The sequence below is a fragment of the Streptomyces monomycini genome (assembly GCF_022271435.1).
Lineage (GTDB): Bacteria > Actinomycetota > Actinomycetes > Streptomycetales > Streptomycetaceae > Streptomyces > Streptomyces monomycini.
The window spans coordinates 148,626-161,990 of the sequence record NZ_JAFIQY010000016.1 but is presented as its reverse complement, the minus strand read 5'-3'; the positions used below and the strand labels follow the sequence as shown (position 1 = coordinate 161,990).

The window sequence follows — 13,365 nt, the reverse complement described above, 5'->3', positions numbered from 1 at the left end:
CCTCACCTGCCGAGGTCAAGACGCTGCAACTGGCGTCCGGCGTCCCGGTCATCCACCTGATCCGCACGGCGTACGACACGGAGAAGCGGGCCGTGGAGGTCTGCGACACGGTGATGGCAGCGGACGCGTACGTCCTGTCCTACCAACTCCCGGCCACCTGACCGACGGTGCGCGAGGCCACTTCCTCGGACTCGTACACCCCAACACGCATACTCGTATAGACGAGTGGCCAAGTGGTGTAGCAAGGTAGTCCACGTTCCCGGAGTAGCCGGGTACGCAGACTGCAACTTGTCTAGACGAGTAGATGGGAAGAAGCCTTGCGCACCATCCGTGTGGAGACCTCGGCCGCGACGATCCTGCTGACCGAGGCGCCCGAACCCAAGGTCCGCGACCGCAAGACCGGCGAGATCGCGAAGGACACCAACAGCGGCGAAGCGCTGATGACGATCGGCGTCGTCTACATCGAGGAAGGGGAGTCGTCCCTGATCAAGGTCACCGTTCCGGAGAGCGGCGCCTCCGAGGGCCTGGCGCTCGGCGCTCCGGTCTCCCTGCCCGGCCTGGTCGCCCGGCCGTGGGAGTCGGTGTTCAACGGCCAGCAGCGGCACGGCATCGCCTACCGGGCCGCCGCCGTCACTCCGGCCGCCTTCCCGGCCGCCATGGGGAACGCGGCCTGATGACCGACCTGACAACGCTTCTGGAGGTGGGTGGTCCCGTCGCCGCACTCGGCGGTGGGGCCGCCTACGCCCGGGCGCGACACCCGGGCGTCTACTGGTCCACGGTCGGCCTGCCGGTCTCAATAGCCCGGCTGCTCGGCTCCTACAGCTCGGTCATGGAAGCGTGCGGCCTGACCGTGACTCCCTCCCGGCTGCGGGTCCTGGCGGTCAAGGCCACCGCCCGCCGCGAGGTCCGACCCGTACCGCCTCGTCGCGGCATCATCCGGCCGACCACGACCGGGTTACGCCTTCGGCTCCGCCTCGCTCCTGGGCAGGAGCCTGCCGATGTGGCGGCCTCGGCCGAACGCCTGCGCCATGCGTGGGGCGTGCACGCCGTGTACGTGACACCCGTCAAGCCTGGCGTGATCGACCTGCGGCTGGTCGGCTTCGACGTGCTGCGGAAGGTCCGTATGCCGCGCAAGCTCCAGGCTGGGCTGCTGAAGGTCCCGGTGGCGCTGCGGGAGGATGCCACGGCCTTCGTACGGGACTACCGCACCGTGCCGCACGGGCTCACCCTCGGCGCCACGCTGTCGGGCAAGTCCATGTACCTGCGCCACCTCATCACCGGGCTGGCTCGGCAGCCGGTCGCCCTGGTCGGCATCGACTGTAAGCGGGGTGTGGAGCTGGCACCGTTTGCGGCCCGGCTCTCGGCGCTGGCCACCGACCCTGAGCAGGCGGCAGAGCTGCTGCCCGTCCTGATTGAGGAAATGGAGGACCGGTACGACCTGATCAAGGCCCGGCAGGGTGTCGCCCCGGACACGCCGGATGAGGAGATCACCTCCGACATCTGGGACCTGCCCGAGCACGAACGTCCGGTGCCTGTCGTGCTGTTCGTGGACGAAGTGGCGGAACTCTTCCTCGTCGCCACGAAGAAGGACGAACAACGTCGGGACGAGATGGTCACGCAACTCATCCGCCTTGCCCAGCTCGGCCGGGCGGCCGGCATCTACCTGGAGATCTGCGGCCAGCGCTTCGGCGCCGAACTGGGCAAGGGAGCGACCATGCTGCGCGCCCAGTTGACCGGACGCGTCTGCCACCGCGTGAACGATGAAGCCTCCGCGAAGATGGCGTTGGGCGACATCGCGCCCGAAGCGGTCTCCGCCGCCTGTGCCATCGCCCCTGAACAGCCCGGTCTCGCCGTGATCGGTGACGCGTCCGGCGGCTGGTCCCGCGTCCGTACGCCGTACCTGTCTCTCGCTGAGGCGGCCGATACCTGCCATGCCTCGGCCCACCTGGTCCCTGACATGCCCGCGCTCCAGCCGTTCCGGCCTGCTGTGCCGGTACGGCCGGGCAAGTCCCCGGCCCCGCTCGTTCGGCCGCAACCGACGACCGGCTGAACTCCGCCTCCCCACCCGGTTGGCGTGACCGCCTCACGCCGTGTCCCTACCCCCGCCATGCCTGAATCCGGAAGGAGCCGCAGTATGCGCGCCCTGCTGGCCCGCGTTGACGCGGTGCTCGTCCAGGCGGTCATCGCCGCCGCACTGTCTTTCGCCCACCTGCACGACATCGCCTCGGCGGCCGGTCAGGACGGGTGGAAGGCATGGGCGTACCCCATCTCCGTCGACCTGCTGCTGGTGGCCGCCTGGCGGAGGCTGCGAACCAGCGACGAGAAAGCGGCCGGGTGGTGCTGGTTCGTGATCGCGCTGGGCGCGTCCCTGGGCGCCAACGTCGCCACCGCCGGGCTGCTCGATCTGAACCACGTACCGGCCTGGTTGCGCATCCTCGTCGCGGGTTGGCCTGCGGTCGCCTTCCTCGGCGGCACGCTGCTCGCTCACTCCGCAGCGGTTCCGGCAGAGGCACCCACCGCCGACGAGGACCAGGAGGAGCCCTCGGCCATCGAGAACCAGGAGGACGCGCCCGCCCCGGCACCGGTACTCCCGGCGCCACCGACCCCCGAACCGACTCCCGCGCCCTCTGCGGTCTCCGTCCCGGCCGCCCTGATCGAACACGCCCGCAAGGTCGCCACCGAGCACCACACCCGCACCGGCACCGCCATCGACACCCCGACCCTGCGCGCCCGCCTCGGCGTACCTCTGCCGATCGCTGACGCCATCGCCGCCCAGCTCTGAGAGGAGATCTACATGAGCGCCAACCGCCGCTTCCGCTCGGTCACCCACATTGGCCCCGTCCAGGTCGGCACGTCGTACGACGGCCGTGGCCGGGAGAAGCACACCGCCGCCTGCACGGCTCCGCGCTGCGGCTTCTCCGCCGACTACGACAGCCGCGCCGCCGCCGAACTGGCCGCCCGCACCCACCGCTGCCCCGTCCGCTGATCCACGCGCTGAAAGGACTCCGTCCCGTGACCGTCAGCCTGCCGCTCGTCGTCGTCCTCGGCCTCTTCGCCTGGGGTGCGGTCAAGTACCTCGGCGTCCGCATCTGGATCGTCGTGGTGATCGCACTCTTCGGCTTCTGGCTCTCGCACACCTTCATGGCGCCGGCCATCGAGAACGGCACGCGCTCCGGCGTGAACATCATCAACGGCTCACATGACTAGACGAGTAGATAAGGAGATCTCTGCCGTGTTCCTGCCCAAGTACCCCGACAGCCCGACGCCGCCGCCCACGCACATCACCCCCACCGCGGCCGACTCGGCCCCCGCGCGGCGGCCCGTCCCTCAGATCTCCATCAGCACCGGCGCCGTCGCGGCCGCCCTCATCGGCGGGGTCGTGCTCACCGCGCTCCTGGCCGCCGTCGCCGTCTCGGCCGTGTCCGTGGCGGTCGCCGCCGTGGTCCTGCGCTCGCTGCTCCGCGAACGCCACCGCCGCTGACTGACCAGCAGCACACCGAACCCCCGGGTCGGCCTCGATACCACCAAGCATCCGCCGCCCGGGGGCCTCCCCCTTCCAGCCGAAGCCAGAAGGAGAAAGGCCATCATCACCCCCGCCACCCCGCCCCCGCTCACCGAACTCGGAGAACTGGCCGCCTTCGGCACCATGCCCGCACTCCTGCGCCAGCTCTCCGGCCTCGGCGGCTGCACCCACCCGATCCGCCTCGACGGCCACCGCACCGAACGCGCCTTGAACACCCGCACCGGCGAGATCGGCAACGTCCTCCACCACCTCGACTCCTCCACCCTCCCGGCCGGTCACCTCCTGGTCCGCTGCAACAACCGCCGCACCACCCGCTGCGCGGCCTGCTCCGAGGTCTACCGCCGCGACACCTTCCAACTGATCACCTCCGGCCTGCGCGGCGGCAAAGGCGTCCCGGAACGCGTCGCCGCTCACCCGCGCGTCTTCGCCACCTTCACCGCCCCCGGCTTCGGCCCGGTCCACAACCGCCCCACCGGGCCGACCGGTTCGGTCCGCCGCTGCCGCTGCGGCGCCTTCCACGACCAGGAGGACACCGCCCTCGGCACCGCACTCAACCCCGACACCTACGACTACGAAGCGGCCGTCCTCTGGAACGCGCACGCCGGTGCCCTCTGGCGGCGCTTCTCCATCTACCTGCGGCGAGAGGTCGCCAAGCGCGCCTGCCTCACTCAGCGCGCGTTCCGGCAGTACGCCCGGGTGTCCTTCGCCAAGGTCGCCGAGTACCAAAAGCGCGGCGCCGTCCACTTTCACGCGGTCATCCGCCTCGACGGCCCGACCGGCAGCGACACCCCGCCGCCCGCCTGGGCCACCGCCGCATTACTCGCCGACGCCATCCAGGCCGCCGCGACGGCCGCCCGCGTGGACGGCCCCGTGATCGACGGCCGGGCGCACGTCTTCACCTTCGGCCGCCAGCTCGACGTACGCACCATCCGCTCGGCCGACTTCGACAGCGGCCAGGAGCTGACCGAACGGGCCGTGGCTGCGTACATCGCCAAGTACGCCACCAAGGGCGCCGAAACCGCGACCGGAGCCCTCGACCGCCCGCTGAAGTTCCTCGCCGAACTCGCCCAGCGCGACATCAACGACCACGCCCGCCGCCTCATCCGAACCGCCTGGAACCTCGGCGCCCGCAAAGACCTGGAAGAACTCCGACTCCGCGCCTGGGCCCACATGCTCGGCTTCCGCGGCCACTTCTCCACCAAGTCCCGCCGCTACTCCACCACCCTCGGCGCCCTCCGCAACGCCCGCGCCGAATGGCGCCACGCTCAAGCCGCAGGAGAGACCGAGACCACCCCGGACACCACCCTCGTCCTCGCCCACTGGGTCTACGCCGGAACCGGCCTCACCAACGCCGAAACCTGGCTCGCCGAAAGCCTCGCCCGCGACACCGCCCTTGAAAACCGCGCCACCCTCGACACCGAAGGAGGCGACTGGTCATGACCACCGCCACTGACGAACTCCTGACAGTCCCGGAAGTCATGGCCCGCCTCCGCCTCGGCCGCTCCACCGTCTACGACCTGATCCGCTCGCACCGCCTGGTCTCCATCACGGTCGGCCGCGCTCGCCGCATCCCCCTGTCCTCCCTCCGCGACTTCATCGCCGATCAGATTGCGGAGGCTGCGTGATGGCACAGCAGCGGAAGCGCAACCCCAACGGCGCCGGCACGATCACCAAGCGCAAGGACGGCCGCTATCAGGCCGCTGTGTACGTCCTTCAGCCGGACGGCACCCGTGCCCGAAAGTTCGCCTACGGCAAGACCTGGGCCGAGTGCGACACCAAGCGGCGTGAGCTGCTGGACAAGGTGGACAACGGCGTGCCCGTGCCCACGCGGTCGGCCAAGCTCGCCGAGTGGCTGCCGTACTGGCTGGAGAACATCATCAAGCCGCGTCGCAAGCGCACGACGTACGCGAAGTACGAGGTACACGTCCGGCTGTACCTGGTGCCCATGCTCGGAACGAAGCGGCTCGAATCTCTGAGCGTCGGGGACGTGCGGCGTTTCCTGAGTCAGGTCGAGCGGAAGAAGTCGGCGGCGACCGCCAAGGAGTCCCACCGGGTCCTCCGTACCGCGCTCATGGCGGCTTGCCGGGAGGAGCTGATCACCCGAAACGTTGCCACGTTGGTCGAGCCTCCTTCGCCGGAGTCCCGAGACCTCACCCCCTGGTCGCTGGAAGAAACCTTGGCGTTCCTGGCAGCCTCGCGGCGTGATCAGCTCTACGCGGCCTTCGTGCTCGCCATCGCACTCGGCTTCCGCCGGGGTGAGATCGTCGGGCTTCGCTGGGCGGACGTAGACCTCGACAAGCGCGAAATCCGCGTACGGAAGCAGCGGCAGCGGGTCCGCGGCGAGGTGTACGACGATGATCCGAAGGGGCGCCGTCGTCGGCAGACCCTGCCCCTGCCGGCCATGTGCGTCGCGCCCCTCCGGTGGCAGCGGATGAGGCAGGCCGCCATGCGGGAGCGCGCTGAGAAGAAGTGGGAGGAGACCGGCTACGTCTTCACCACTCGCACCGGCCGACCGATCGAGCCGCGCAACCTGTACCGCTCCTTCACCCGCGTCGCCAAGAATGCTGATCTCCGAGTGATCCGGCTGCACGATGCCCGGCACGGCTGTGCGACCTTGCTGACCGCTGCCGGGGTCGCTCCCCGCGTCGTGATGGAGATCCTCGGGCACAGCCAGATCGCGATCACGATGAACACGTACACGCACGTCGTGCAGGACACGCAGCGTGAGGCCGTGAGCCACATGGACCGGCTGCTCAAGAGACGACCCGAGATCGGCTGACCAGCGCCGTTGATGTCAATCCCGGATGTCAAAGACCCCCCGTCAAGATCGACGAGGGGTCTTCGCGCTGGTGGGCACAACAGGATTTGAACCTGTGACATCTGCTTTGTAAGAGCAGCGCTCTACCGCTGAGCTATGCGCCCTGGCTGAGCCGACAGACTACCTTGCTTCCTGGGCTGCTTCGCAAACCAGGGACGTGGGCCCCGGCGGCGGGGCCGGTGAATCAGCCCCCCGGATCGCGAACCAACCGGCCACTGTGTTCGTTCCCACTGGGTGGGAGAATGGCAGTCGGGCCTGGGGCGATGCGATCGGGAGAGGGATGTGACGGCGACACACACGCAGCCGCACGAGCAGCGAGCACGCCGTGCAGTACGCCGTCGCTCCCGAGGGGGCGCGTTCCGGGACACGATGGCCCTGCTTCTGCTGCCGCTGCCCTTGCTGGTGGCCGCGGCGCCGGCCGCGTTCGCGGGTGGTGGTACGCGGCGCTGGTTCGGGCGCGGGGAGAGCCAGCGGGCGGACGCGCAGGCCGCGAAGGATGCCGCGGCCGCGGCGTTCTACGAGCTGGACACGGCACAGCGCGATCTGCGGATCTCCATAGAGACGATCACGGCGGTCGACAGATCGCCGGCGGCCGGCCGGGCCGCGAAGGACTACGAGAACTTCGGGCGGCGGATCGACGAGGTCAGCCAGGGCTACATCAGCGCTGTCGACGCCCATGATCTCGACCGGGACGACCTCGACGCCGGTGCCGCCTCGCGGGCCCGCGCCGACCTGGCCCGGGCCAAGGAGGAGCTGGAGCGGGTCAAGGCCGACCTCGACCGGTTCGCCCAGGGGCTCGGTCCGCTCCTGCAGACCGCGGAGACCCAGCTGGCGCGGCTCGCACCTGCGGTGGAACGGGCACGGCAGGCCCTGCTCGCGGCGAGCAACGCGCTCGACGCCGTCCGGGCGCAGGGCTTCCAGGCCGACGATCTGGCGGCCCGGCTGGCCGCCCTGTCGCCCGAGCTGACCAAGCTGAACCAGGGCGCCGGTCAGCACGGCGTGCAGGAGACGATCCGGCGCGCCGACGACGTACTGCGCCAGGCCGAGTCCGTACGGACCGAGGCGGAGCGGCTGCCCGAGAAGGCCGCTGAGATCGACAAGCGGCTGGTGTCGCTGCGTACCCGTGCCCAGGCCATCACGACGCGGGCGAGCAAGGTCGATCCCGTACTGAGCGAGCTGCGGCGGCGGTACAGCGCTGCCTGCTGGCAGGACCTCCAGCATGTACCGGAGCAGGCCGCGGACGCCGTCGCGCAGGCCGAGAACAAGGTGCGGGAGGCCCAGCGGGCACGGGACGAGCAGCGATGGGCCGACGCCACGAGCCTGCTGGCGACCGTGCGGGCCCTGCTGAACACCACCGACGAGGCGGTCTCGGCAGCCGGCGACCGGCTGCGGCGGCTGGACGAGGTGTCCTTCGACCGTGAGAAGGAGGTCGAGCGTACGCGCTTCGCGGTGCGGGACGCGCAGCGTCTGGCGATGGCGGGACGCAGCACGCCCGACCCGCGGCACGCCCGGCCGCTGGACGACGCGGTGGCGCGCCTGGAGCGTGCGATCGCCGGTCTGGAGGGGCGGCACCCGGACTGGTGGCACTTCCTGACCGAGACGGAGGCGGTACGGCAGACCGCGGCCCGCGTCGTCCAGGAGATCCGCGACGAGCGGGGCGGCGGAGCAGCGGGCTGAGTCGGCTCCGGACGGTCGGCAGGGCTCGTGCAGCCCTGTGACCTGGCACTATGGCGTTACGCCCGGTACGGGCGGATGCTGGTGTCAAGCACGGCCCAGGCGGTTCATCGCGCTAAGGAGGCCGGAACATGGACGCTGGCCAGGCTCTGCACGGGCCCATCCGGACGCTGCGCGGCAAGGTGCGGCACACGCGACTCGACGAACATCTGCCCGTCGATCACCGGCTCAGCACGGTGTACCGATTCGGCGCCGGCCTGATGGGGTTGGTTCTCGTCGCCTTCGGCATTCTCGGACTGGTCGACAAGATCGGATTCTTCGACACGGGCGGCGACACCGTCGCCGGACTGAACACCAACGGCGCGCTGAGCGTGCTGTCGATCATCGTGGGCGTGGTCCTCTTCGGTGGCATGGTGATCGGCGGGAACCTCGCCTCCACACTCAACATCGTGCTCGGCATGGCGTTCCTGCTGAGCGGCTTCATCAACCTCGCCATCCTGGAGACCGGCTTCAACTATCTGGCCTTCCGCATCCAGAACGTCCTGTTCAGCTTTGTCGTCGGTCTGATGCTGCTGGTCTTCGGCATGTACGGACGGGTCTCCGGCGGTCTGCCCCACGACAACCCGTACTGGCGCGCCCGGCACCCGGAAGTGGCGCAGCGCCAGACCCGGCGTCCGGCCCCGCCCCGCACCGGCGCTCATGTCTCACCACGGCACGAACCCGCTTCGGTCGGCCGTCACCGCCGCCCGAAACACCGCGGGCACGCCTTGTGACATCAGGGTCGGCGCAGGTGTCACCAATCGTCTCTGCCTCAACCTCTGCCGCACCCGCCCCGCCCACCTCGGCCACCCAGCCCGCAGCCCCCGCCCTCGCGGCTCCCTGCATCCCCACCGCTCCCCTCTTCTCCGTCCTTTCTCCGCCGTCCTTCCTCCCACCCACCGGTTGTTGACCCCCGGCCCCACATGCCAGCCTCTGACCAGCCACGACCAGAGGAAGGGCGGCGGCCTGTGAAGATCAGCCGTGTCGAGACGTTCCTGGCCCCGCCACGCTGGATGTTCGTCCGCGTGGAGACCGACGACGGTCTCGTCGGCTGGGGCGAGCCGGTGGTCGAGGGCCGTGCCGAGCCGGTACGCGCCGCCGTCGAAGTCCTGTCCGAGTACCTGCTCGGCCAGGATTCTTCGCGTATCGAGGACCACTGGCAGGTCATGACGAAGGGCGGCTTCTACCGAGGCGGCCCGGTGCTCTCCTCCGCGGTCGCCGGGCTGGACCAGGCGTTGTGGGACATCAAGGGCAAGCGGTACGGCGTACCCGTGCACCAGCTTCTCGGCGGCCCCGTACGGGAACGCGTCCGCGCGTACGCCTGGGTCGGGGGCGACGCACCGGACGAGATCCGGGACGCACTGACCGCCCAGGTCGAGGCGGGCTTCACCGCCGTCAAGATGAACGGCTGCGGCCGGATGTCACCGGTCGCCACCCGCGCGGAGGTACGCGACTGCCTGCGCCGGGCCGAGACCGCCCGTGCCGTACTGGGCGATGAACGGGACTTCGGCCTGGACTTCCACGGCCGGGTCTCCCCCGCCAACGCGCGCCGCCTCCTTCCTCTGCTGGCCGAGCACGCACCGATGTTCGTCGAGGAACCCGTGCTCTGCGACTACCCGCACGCGCTTCCCGACCTGGTCAACGCCTCCAACATCCCGCTCGCTCTGGGCGAGCGCCTCTTCACCCGGCAGGAGTTCCTCGCGCCTCTCCAAGCGGGTGTCGCCATCCTCCAGCCGGACATCTCGCACGCGGGCGGCATCTCCGAACTGCGCCGGATCGCCGCCCTCGCGGAGATGTACGGAGCCCAGCTCGCGCCGCACTGCCCCCTCGGTCCGGTCGCCCTCGCCGCCAGTCTTCAGGTCGCCTTCACCACCCCCAACTTCCTCATCCAGGAGCAGTCCATCGGCATCCACTACAACCAGGACGCCGAACTGCTCGACTACGTGGCCGACCCGGAACCGTTCCGCTTCCACGACGGCTTTCTCCTGCGCACCGACCGCCCAGGGCTGGGTGTGACGGTCGACGAGTCGGCCGTACGAGCCGCCGACAGGCGGGGGCACGCCTGGCGCAACCCGGTCTGGCGTCACGCGGACGGTTCGTTCGCCGAGTGGTGACTGTACGTCCGTGGACGCGGTCGGTGCCGGTGACGCCTTCGTGGCGGGGTACCCCTCCGCTCTGCTGGACGGCGAATGGGCCACCGGGCGCCTCGTACGGGCCGTGACGACCGGCGCCTTCGCGGTCGCCTGGCCCGGTGACTGGGAGGGCGCCCCCATCCGGGCCGAACCGCATCTCCTCGGCACGCCTCCCGGCACAGTCGTACGTTGCCCCGGACCGCTTCCTCTCCACGACCCGCCCCCTCTCCCCCGCTCGCGGGCTAATCTGTCGCCATGCCTCGTTACGAATACCGCTGCCGCTCCTGCGGCTCGACCTTCGAGCTGAACCGCCCGATGGCCGAGTCCTCCGCCCCGGCCACCTGCCCGGACGGACACGAGGACACGGTCAAGCTGCTGTCCACGGTCGCCGTCGGCGGCTCGGCTGCCGCTTCCGCCCCGACCTCCGGCGGTGGCTGCTGCGGAGGCGGATGCTGCGGTTGAAACCGGACGCCGATAGTTCCAGTGGCATCGGCGGCGCCATCAGCACCGGTGGCGCCGGTGGCTTCGGCTTGCCCGGTGGTCGCTCCGGGCCCGGGCGCCGGCCTCGATCCCAGCTCGGCTTCCCGCACCCGGCACCCGCTTTGCCATATCTCCGCCCGAAGCCCGCGCCCGCACCCGCACCCGCACCCGCACCCGCACCCGCACCCGGCCATTACAGCCTGCGTGCCACCGTCAGGCCGTCTGCCACGGTGAGTATCACCGCCTCTACCCGCTGGTCCGCCCTGACGTGGTCGTTGAACTCCCTGATCGCCGCGGCTGCGCCTTCCACCTGCGGGTCGGTGACGGTGCCGCCGAAGAGGACGTTGTCCGCGACGATCAACCCACCTGGGTGCAGGCGCGGCACCAACTCGTCCCAATAGGCGATGTAGTTGGGCTTGTCCGCGTCCAGGTAGGCGAAATCGATGGCCGGCTCGGCGGGCATCGCCCGCAGGGTGTCCAGCGCCGGTCCGATGCGCAGATCGATCCGGTCCGCCACACCGGCCTTCTCCCACGCTTCACGGCCAAATGCCGTCCACTCCTCGGACACGTCGCAGGCGATCAGCTCACCGTTCGGAGGCAGGGCCTGTGCCATCGCCAGGGTGGAGAAGCCGGTGAACGTGCCGACCTCCACGATGCGGCGCGCACCGCACAGACGGACCAGGAAGGCCAGCAGCGGACCCTGCTCCTGGGCAGACTGCATCTGCGCCTCGTCGGGGAAACGCTGGTAGGTGGTCTCCACCAGCTTCCGTTGCACAGCGTCCAGCGGCGGATTGTGCGCGAGGACGTAGTCGTACAGCTCCTCCGTGATCGCGGTGGATTTGCTCTTGGTCACCGGTACTCCTCAGGTCCCCAGATAGCGCAGAACGGCCAGAACGCGGCGAGAGTAGCCCGAAGTGCCCGCCAGACCGAGCTTGTCGAAGATCGCGTTGGTGTGCTTCTCCACCGCGCTCTGTGAAATGTGCAGCCTCCCGGCGATAGCGGCGTTGGTGTGGCCTTCGGCCATCTGGGCGAGCACCTCACGCTCACGTGCCGTGAGCGAGTTCAGCGGGTCGGTGCGGCTGCTGCGGGAGAACAGGACGCGCACGACCTCCGAGTCGAAGGCCGCCTTGCCCGAGCCGACCCGCTCCAGCGCGTCCAAGAACTCGTCCACCTGCACGACTCTGTCCTTGAGCAGATAGCCGACCCCTTCGCTGTCCTCGGTCAGCAGCTCGGTGGCGTACCGCCGCTCGACGTACTGCGAGAGGACGAGTACACCCACGTCCGGCCAGCGCTCACGGATCTGCACCGCCGCTCGCAGTCCCTCGTCCGTGTGCGTGGGAGGCATCCGTACGTCCACGACCACCACGTCGGGCCGCTGCTCCGCCGGCGCGCGCTCCAGCACCGTCATCAGTTCGGCGGCATCTGCGACCGCGGCTGTCACCTCGTGGTCCTCTTCCGTCAGCAGTCGCACCAGGCCCTCCCTCAGCAGGGTCGAATCGTCGGCAAGTACTACGCGCACGGCAACTCCGCGGTGATCGTGGTCGGTCCGCCGACCGGGCTGTCCACCCGTAACCGGCCGTCCATTGCGGCGACCCGGCGTGCCAGACCGAACAGCCCGCTTCCCGAGGGATTCGCACCGCCCCAGCCGTCGTCCTGGATCCGGACGGTCAGCATGTTCTCGTCACGGTCGACGGTGACGGTTATGGCTTCCGCACAGGAGTGTTTCACCGCGTTCGTCACCGCCTCGGACACGACGAAGTAGGCGACGGCCGCCGCGGCGGCCTCGGGCTCCTGGGTGAGGCGACAGGCCAGCCGGACAGGAACCGAGGAACGCTCCGCGACGGTTTCCAGAGCGGCCTGCAAACCCGCTTCGTCCAACACCGTCGGATAGATGCGCCAGGCGACCTCGCGCAACTCGGTCAGCGCCAGGCGACTTTCCGCGTGCGCCTGTCGGAGCAGCTCGACCGCATGAGCCTCGTCCTTGCTGCGCAGGGCGCGACCGAGCAGCATCCCCAGGCCCACCAATCGCTGTTGGACGCCGTCGTGCAGGTCCCGCTCGATGCGGCGGCGTTCGTCGTTGACCGCGGCGACGACCCCGGCTCGGCTGGAGGCCAGTTCCGCGACCCGGCGTTGCAGCTCTTTCTCGTGCGTAGGGCCGAGGAAGTGCCGCGCGAGCCGGGCTTCCAGCGTCGCCACTCCGAACACTCCTTGCAGGCTGAGGAAGAGCAGGAGCGCGGCGCCCACGCCGGTCTCCGCGACATCGACCGGGTGCTCGACGTGGGTGAACGTCCATACCGTCGACGCCCAGAGAACTATGGTCGCCCCTATGAGCGTGGTGAAGACCACTCCCGCGCCCAGAAGGCCCAGCAGCCAGCGGACTGCCAGGTATTTGAGCGCGCGCTCGTCGTCGTACCCGTAGGCGAAGTCGGCGCCGCCGAACCGCAGTCGGCGGCGTGCCGACTCGATGAGCCACCGGGCTACGGCCGTCACCGGCTCCAGCACCTTGCGTCTCCCGCGCGGCCAGACGAAAACGCAGAGCAGCGCGAGCCCCGAGAGCACGATGAACGGCAGCTCGACCGCCACCGTGCCCGCGCCGACCAACAATCCGACCGTGAGGCGCATCCCGCGCCGTGCCATCCCCCGCATGATCGGAACGCTAGTGGCTGCGCCGGCACCGCCGCACTGTGGAAAACCGCAGT

The 13,365-nt window shown here is 69.9% G+C and carries 18 protein-coding genes and 1 tRNA gene; 15 read left to right on the top strand and 4 right to left on the bottom strand.

All coding sequences use genetic code 11. The features are described 5' to 3' along the window. From JXZ78_RS20075 to JXZ78_RS20030, 10 genes are all read left to right on the top strand, one after another. The coding region (locus JXZ78_RS20075; protein ID WP_238783245.1) for a UTRA domain-containing protein at positions 1-161 on the top strand (161 nt) is incomplete at its 5' end. A gap of 156 nt (positions 162-317) precedes the next feature. Continuing rightward, entirely contained in the window at positions 318-674 is a 357-nt protein-coding gene (locus tag JXZ78_RS20070) for an SCO3933 family regulatory protein (protein WP_030023172.1), read from the top strand. Continuing rightward, on the top strand, positions 674-2,050 hold the full coding sequence (locus JXZ78_RS20065; RefSeq protein WP_030023170.1) for an FtsK/SpoIIIE domain-containing protein: 1,377 nt from the start codon (positions 674-676) through the stop codon (positions 2,048-2,050). Before JXZ78_RS20070 ends, JXZ78_RS20065 begins: the two co-directional genes overlap by 1 nt. Positions 2,051-2,134: 84 nt before the next feature. Then, positions 2,135-2,782, top strand: coding sequence for a DUF2637 domain-containing protein (locus JXZ78_RS20060; protein WP_030023168.1), 648 nt, complete (start codon positions 2,135-2,137; stop codon positions 2,780-2,782). Between the two features lie 12 nt (positions 2,783-2,794). Next, positions 2,795-2,986, top strand: a complete 192-nt coding sequence (locus tag JXZ78_RS20055) for a mobile element transfer protein (protein WP_030023167.1) — start codon at positions 2,795-2,797, stop codon at positions 2,984-2,986. Positions 2,987-3,012: 26 nt separating this feature from the next. Continuing rightward, positions 3,013-3,207 (top strand): hypothetical protein, encoded by a 195-nt coding sequence (locus JXZ78_RS20050; RefSeq protein WP_030023165.1) that lies wholly within the window; start codon positions 3,013-3,015, stop codon positions 3,205-3,207. Between the two features lie 25 nt (positions 3,208-3,232). After that, the gene (locus JXZ78_RS20045; RefSeq protein WP_030023162.1) at positions 3,233-3,481 is read left to right on the top strand and encodes a hypothetical protein; all 249 of its coding nucleotides are present in this window, start codon (positions 3,233-3,235) and stop codon (positions 3,479-3,481) included. Positions 3,482-3,646: 165 nt separating this feature from the next. Then, positions 3,647-4,963, top strand: coding sequence for a replication initiator (locus JXZ78_RS20040; RefSeq protein WP_050502863.1), 1,317 nt, complete (start codon positions 3,647-3,649; stop codon positions 4,961-4,963). After that, a complete protein-coding gene (locus JXZ78_RS20035) occupies positions 4,960-5,148 on the top strand; it encodes a helix-turn-helix domain-containing protein (RefSeq protein ID WP_030023160.1) in 189 nt (62 codons plus the stop codon). Before JXZ78_RS20040 ends, JXZ78_RS20035 begins: the two co-directional genes overlap by 4 nt. Next, the gene (locus JXZ78_RS20030; protein WP_030023158.1) at positions 5,148-6,302 is read left to right on the top strand and encodes a tyrosine-type recombinase/integrase; all 1,155 of its coding nucleotides are present in this window, start codon (positions 5,148-5,150) and stop codon (positions 6,300-6,302) included. Before JXZ78_RS20035 ends, JXZ78_RS20030 begins: the two co-directional genes overlap by 1 nt. 68 nt (positions 6,303-6,370) lie before the next feature. Here the strand turns inward: JXZ78_RS20030 and JXZ78_RS20025 are convergent. Then, positions 6,371-6,445 (bottom strand) — tRNA-Val (locus JXZ78_RS20025). 178 nt (positions 6,446-6,623) lie between these two features. On the opposite strand from JXZ78_RS20025, the gene JXZ78_RS20020 reads away from it, so the two are divergent. The 5 genes from JXZ78_RS20020 to JXZ78_RS20000 all read left to right on the top strand — a co-directional run bounded on the left by JXZ78_RS20020 (position 6,624) and on the right by JXZ78_RS20000 (position 10,648). Further along, the gene (locus JXZ78_RS20020) at positions 6,624-8,018 is read left to right on the top strand and encodes a coiled-coil domain-containing protein (RefSeq protein ID WP_078624565.1); all 1,395 of its coding nucleotides are present in this window, start codon (positions 6,624-6,626) and stop codon (positions 8,016-8,018) included. A 128-nt stretch (positions 8,019-8,146) separates the two neighbouring features. Beyond that, a complete protein-coding gene (locus JXZ78_RS20015; protein WP_030023155.1) occupies positions 8,147-8,788 on the top strand; it encodes a DUF4383 domain-containing protein in 642 nt (213 codons plus the stop codon). A gap of 234 nt (positions 8,789-9,022) precedes the next feature. Continuing rightward, positions 9,023-10,168, top strand: coding sequence for a galactonate dehydratase (gene dgoD / locus JXZ78_RS20010; protein ID WP_030023154.1), 1,146 nt, complete (start codon positions 9,023-9,025; stop codon positions 10,166-10,168). Positions 10,169-10,178: 10 nt separating this feature from the next. Further along, complete coding sequence (locus JXZ78_RS41090; protein WP_106968885.1) at positions 10,179-10,493, top strand: hypothetical protein; 315 nt, start codon at positions 10,179-10,181, stop codon at positions 10,491-10,493. Beyond that, positions 10,442-10,648 (top strand): FmdB family zinc ribbon protein, encoded by a 207-nt coding sequence (locus JXZ78_RS20000; protein WP_030023153.1) that lies wholly within the window; start codon positions 10,442-10,444, stop codon positions 10,646-10,648. The genes JXZ78_RS41090 and JXZ78_RS20000 overlap by 52 nt, the downstream gene beginning before the upstream one ends. A 211-nt stretch (positions 10,649-10,859) precedes the next feature. Here the strand turns inward: JXZ78_RS20000 and JXZ78_RS19995 are convergent, their stop codons facing one another. Genes JXZ78_RS19995 through JXZ78_RS19985 form a run of 3 tightly spaced genes read right to left on the bottom strand, consistent with a single transcriptional unit; the run spans position 10,860 to position 13,312 of the window. After that, positions 10,860-11,519 carry an O-methyltransferase gene (locus tag JXZ78_RS19995; protein ID WP_030023152.1) on the bottom strand — a complete coding sequence of 220 codons (660 nt, stop codon included), beginning with the start codon at positions 11,517-11,519 and terminating at the stop codon, positions 10,860-10,862. Positions 11,520-11,528: 9 nt separating this feature from the next. Further along, positions 11,529-12,185: a response regulator transcription factor gene (locus JXZ78_RS19990; protein WP_030023151.1), complete on the bottom strand. Its 657-nt coding sequence runs from the start codon at positions 12,183-12,185 to the stop codon at positions 11,529-11,531. Further along, the gene (locus JXZ78_RS19985; RefSeq protein ID WP_030023150.1) at positions 12,176-13,312 is read right to left on the bottom strand and encodes a sensor histidine kinase; all 1,137 of its coding nucleotides are present in this window, start codon (positions 13,310-13,312) and stop codon (positions 12,176-12,178) included. The genes JXZ78_RS19990 and JXZ78_RS19985 overlap by 10 nt, the downstream gene beginning before the upstream one ends. Between the last annotated feature and the right edge of the window lie 53 nt (positions 13,313-13,365).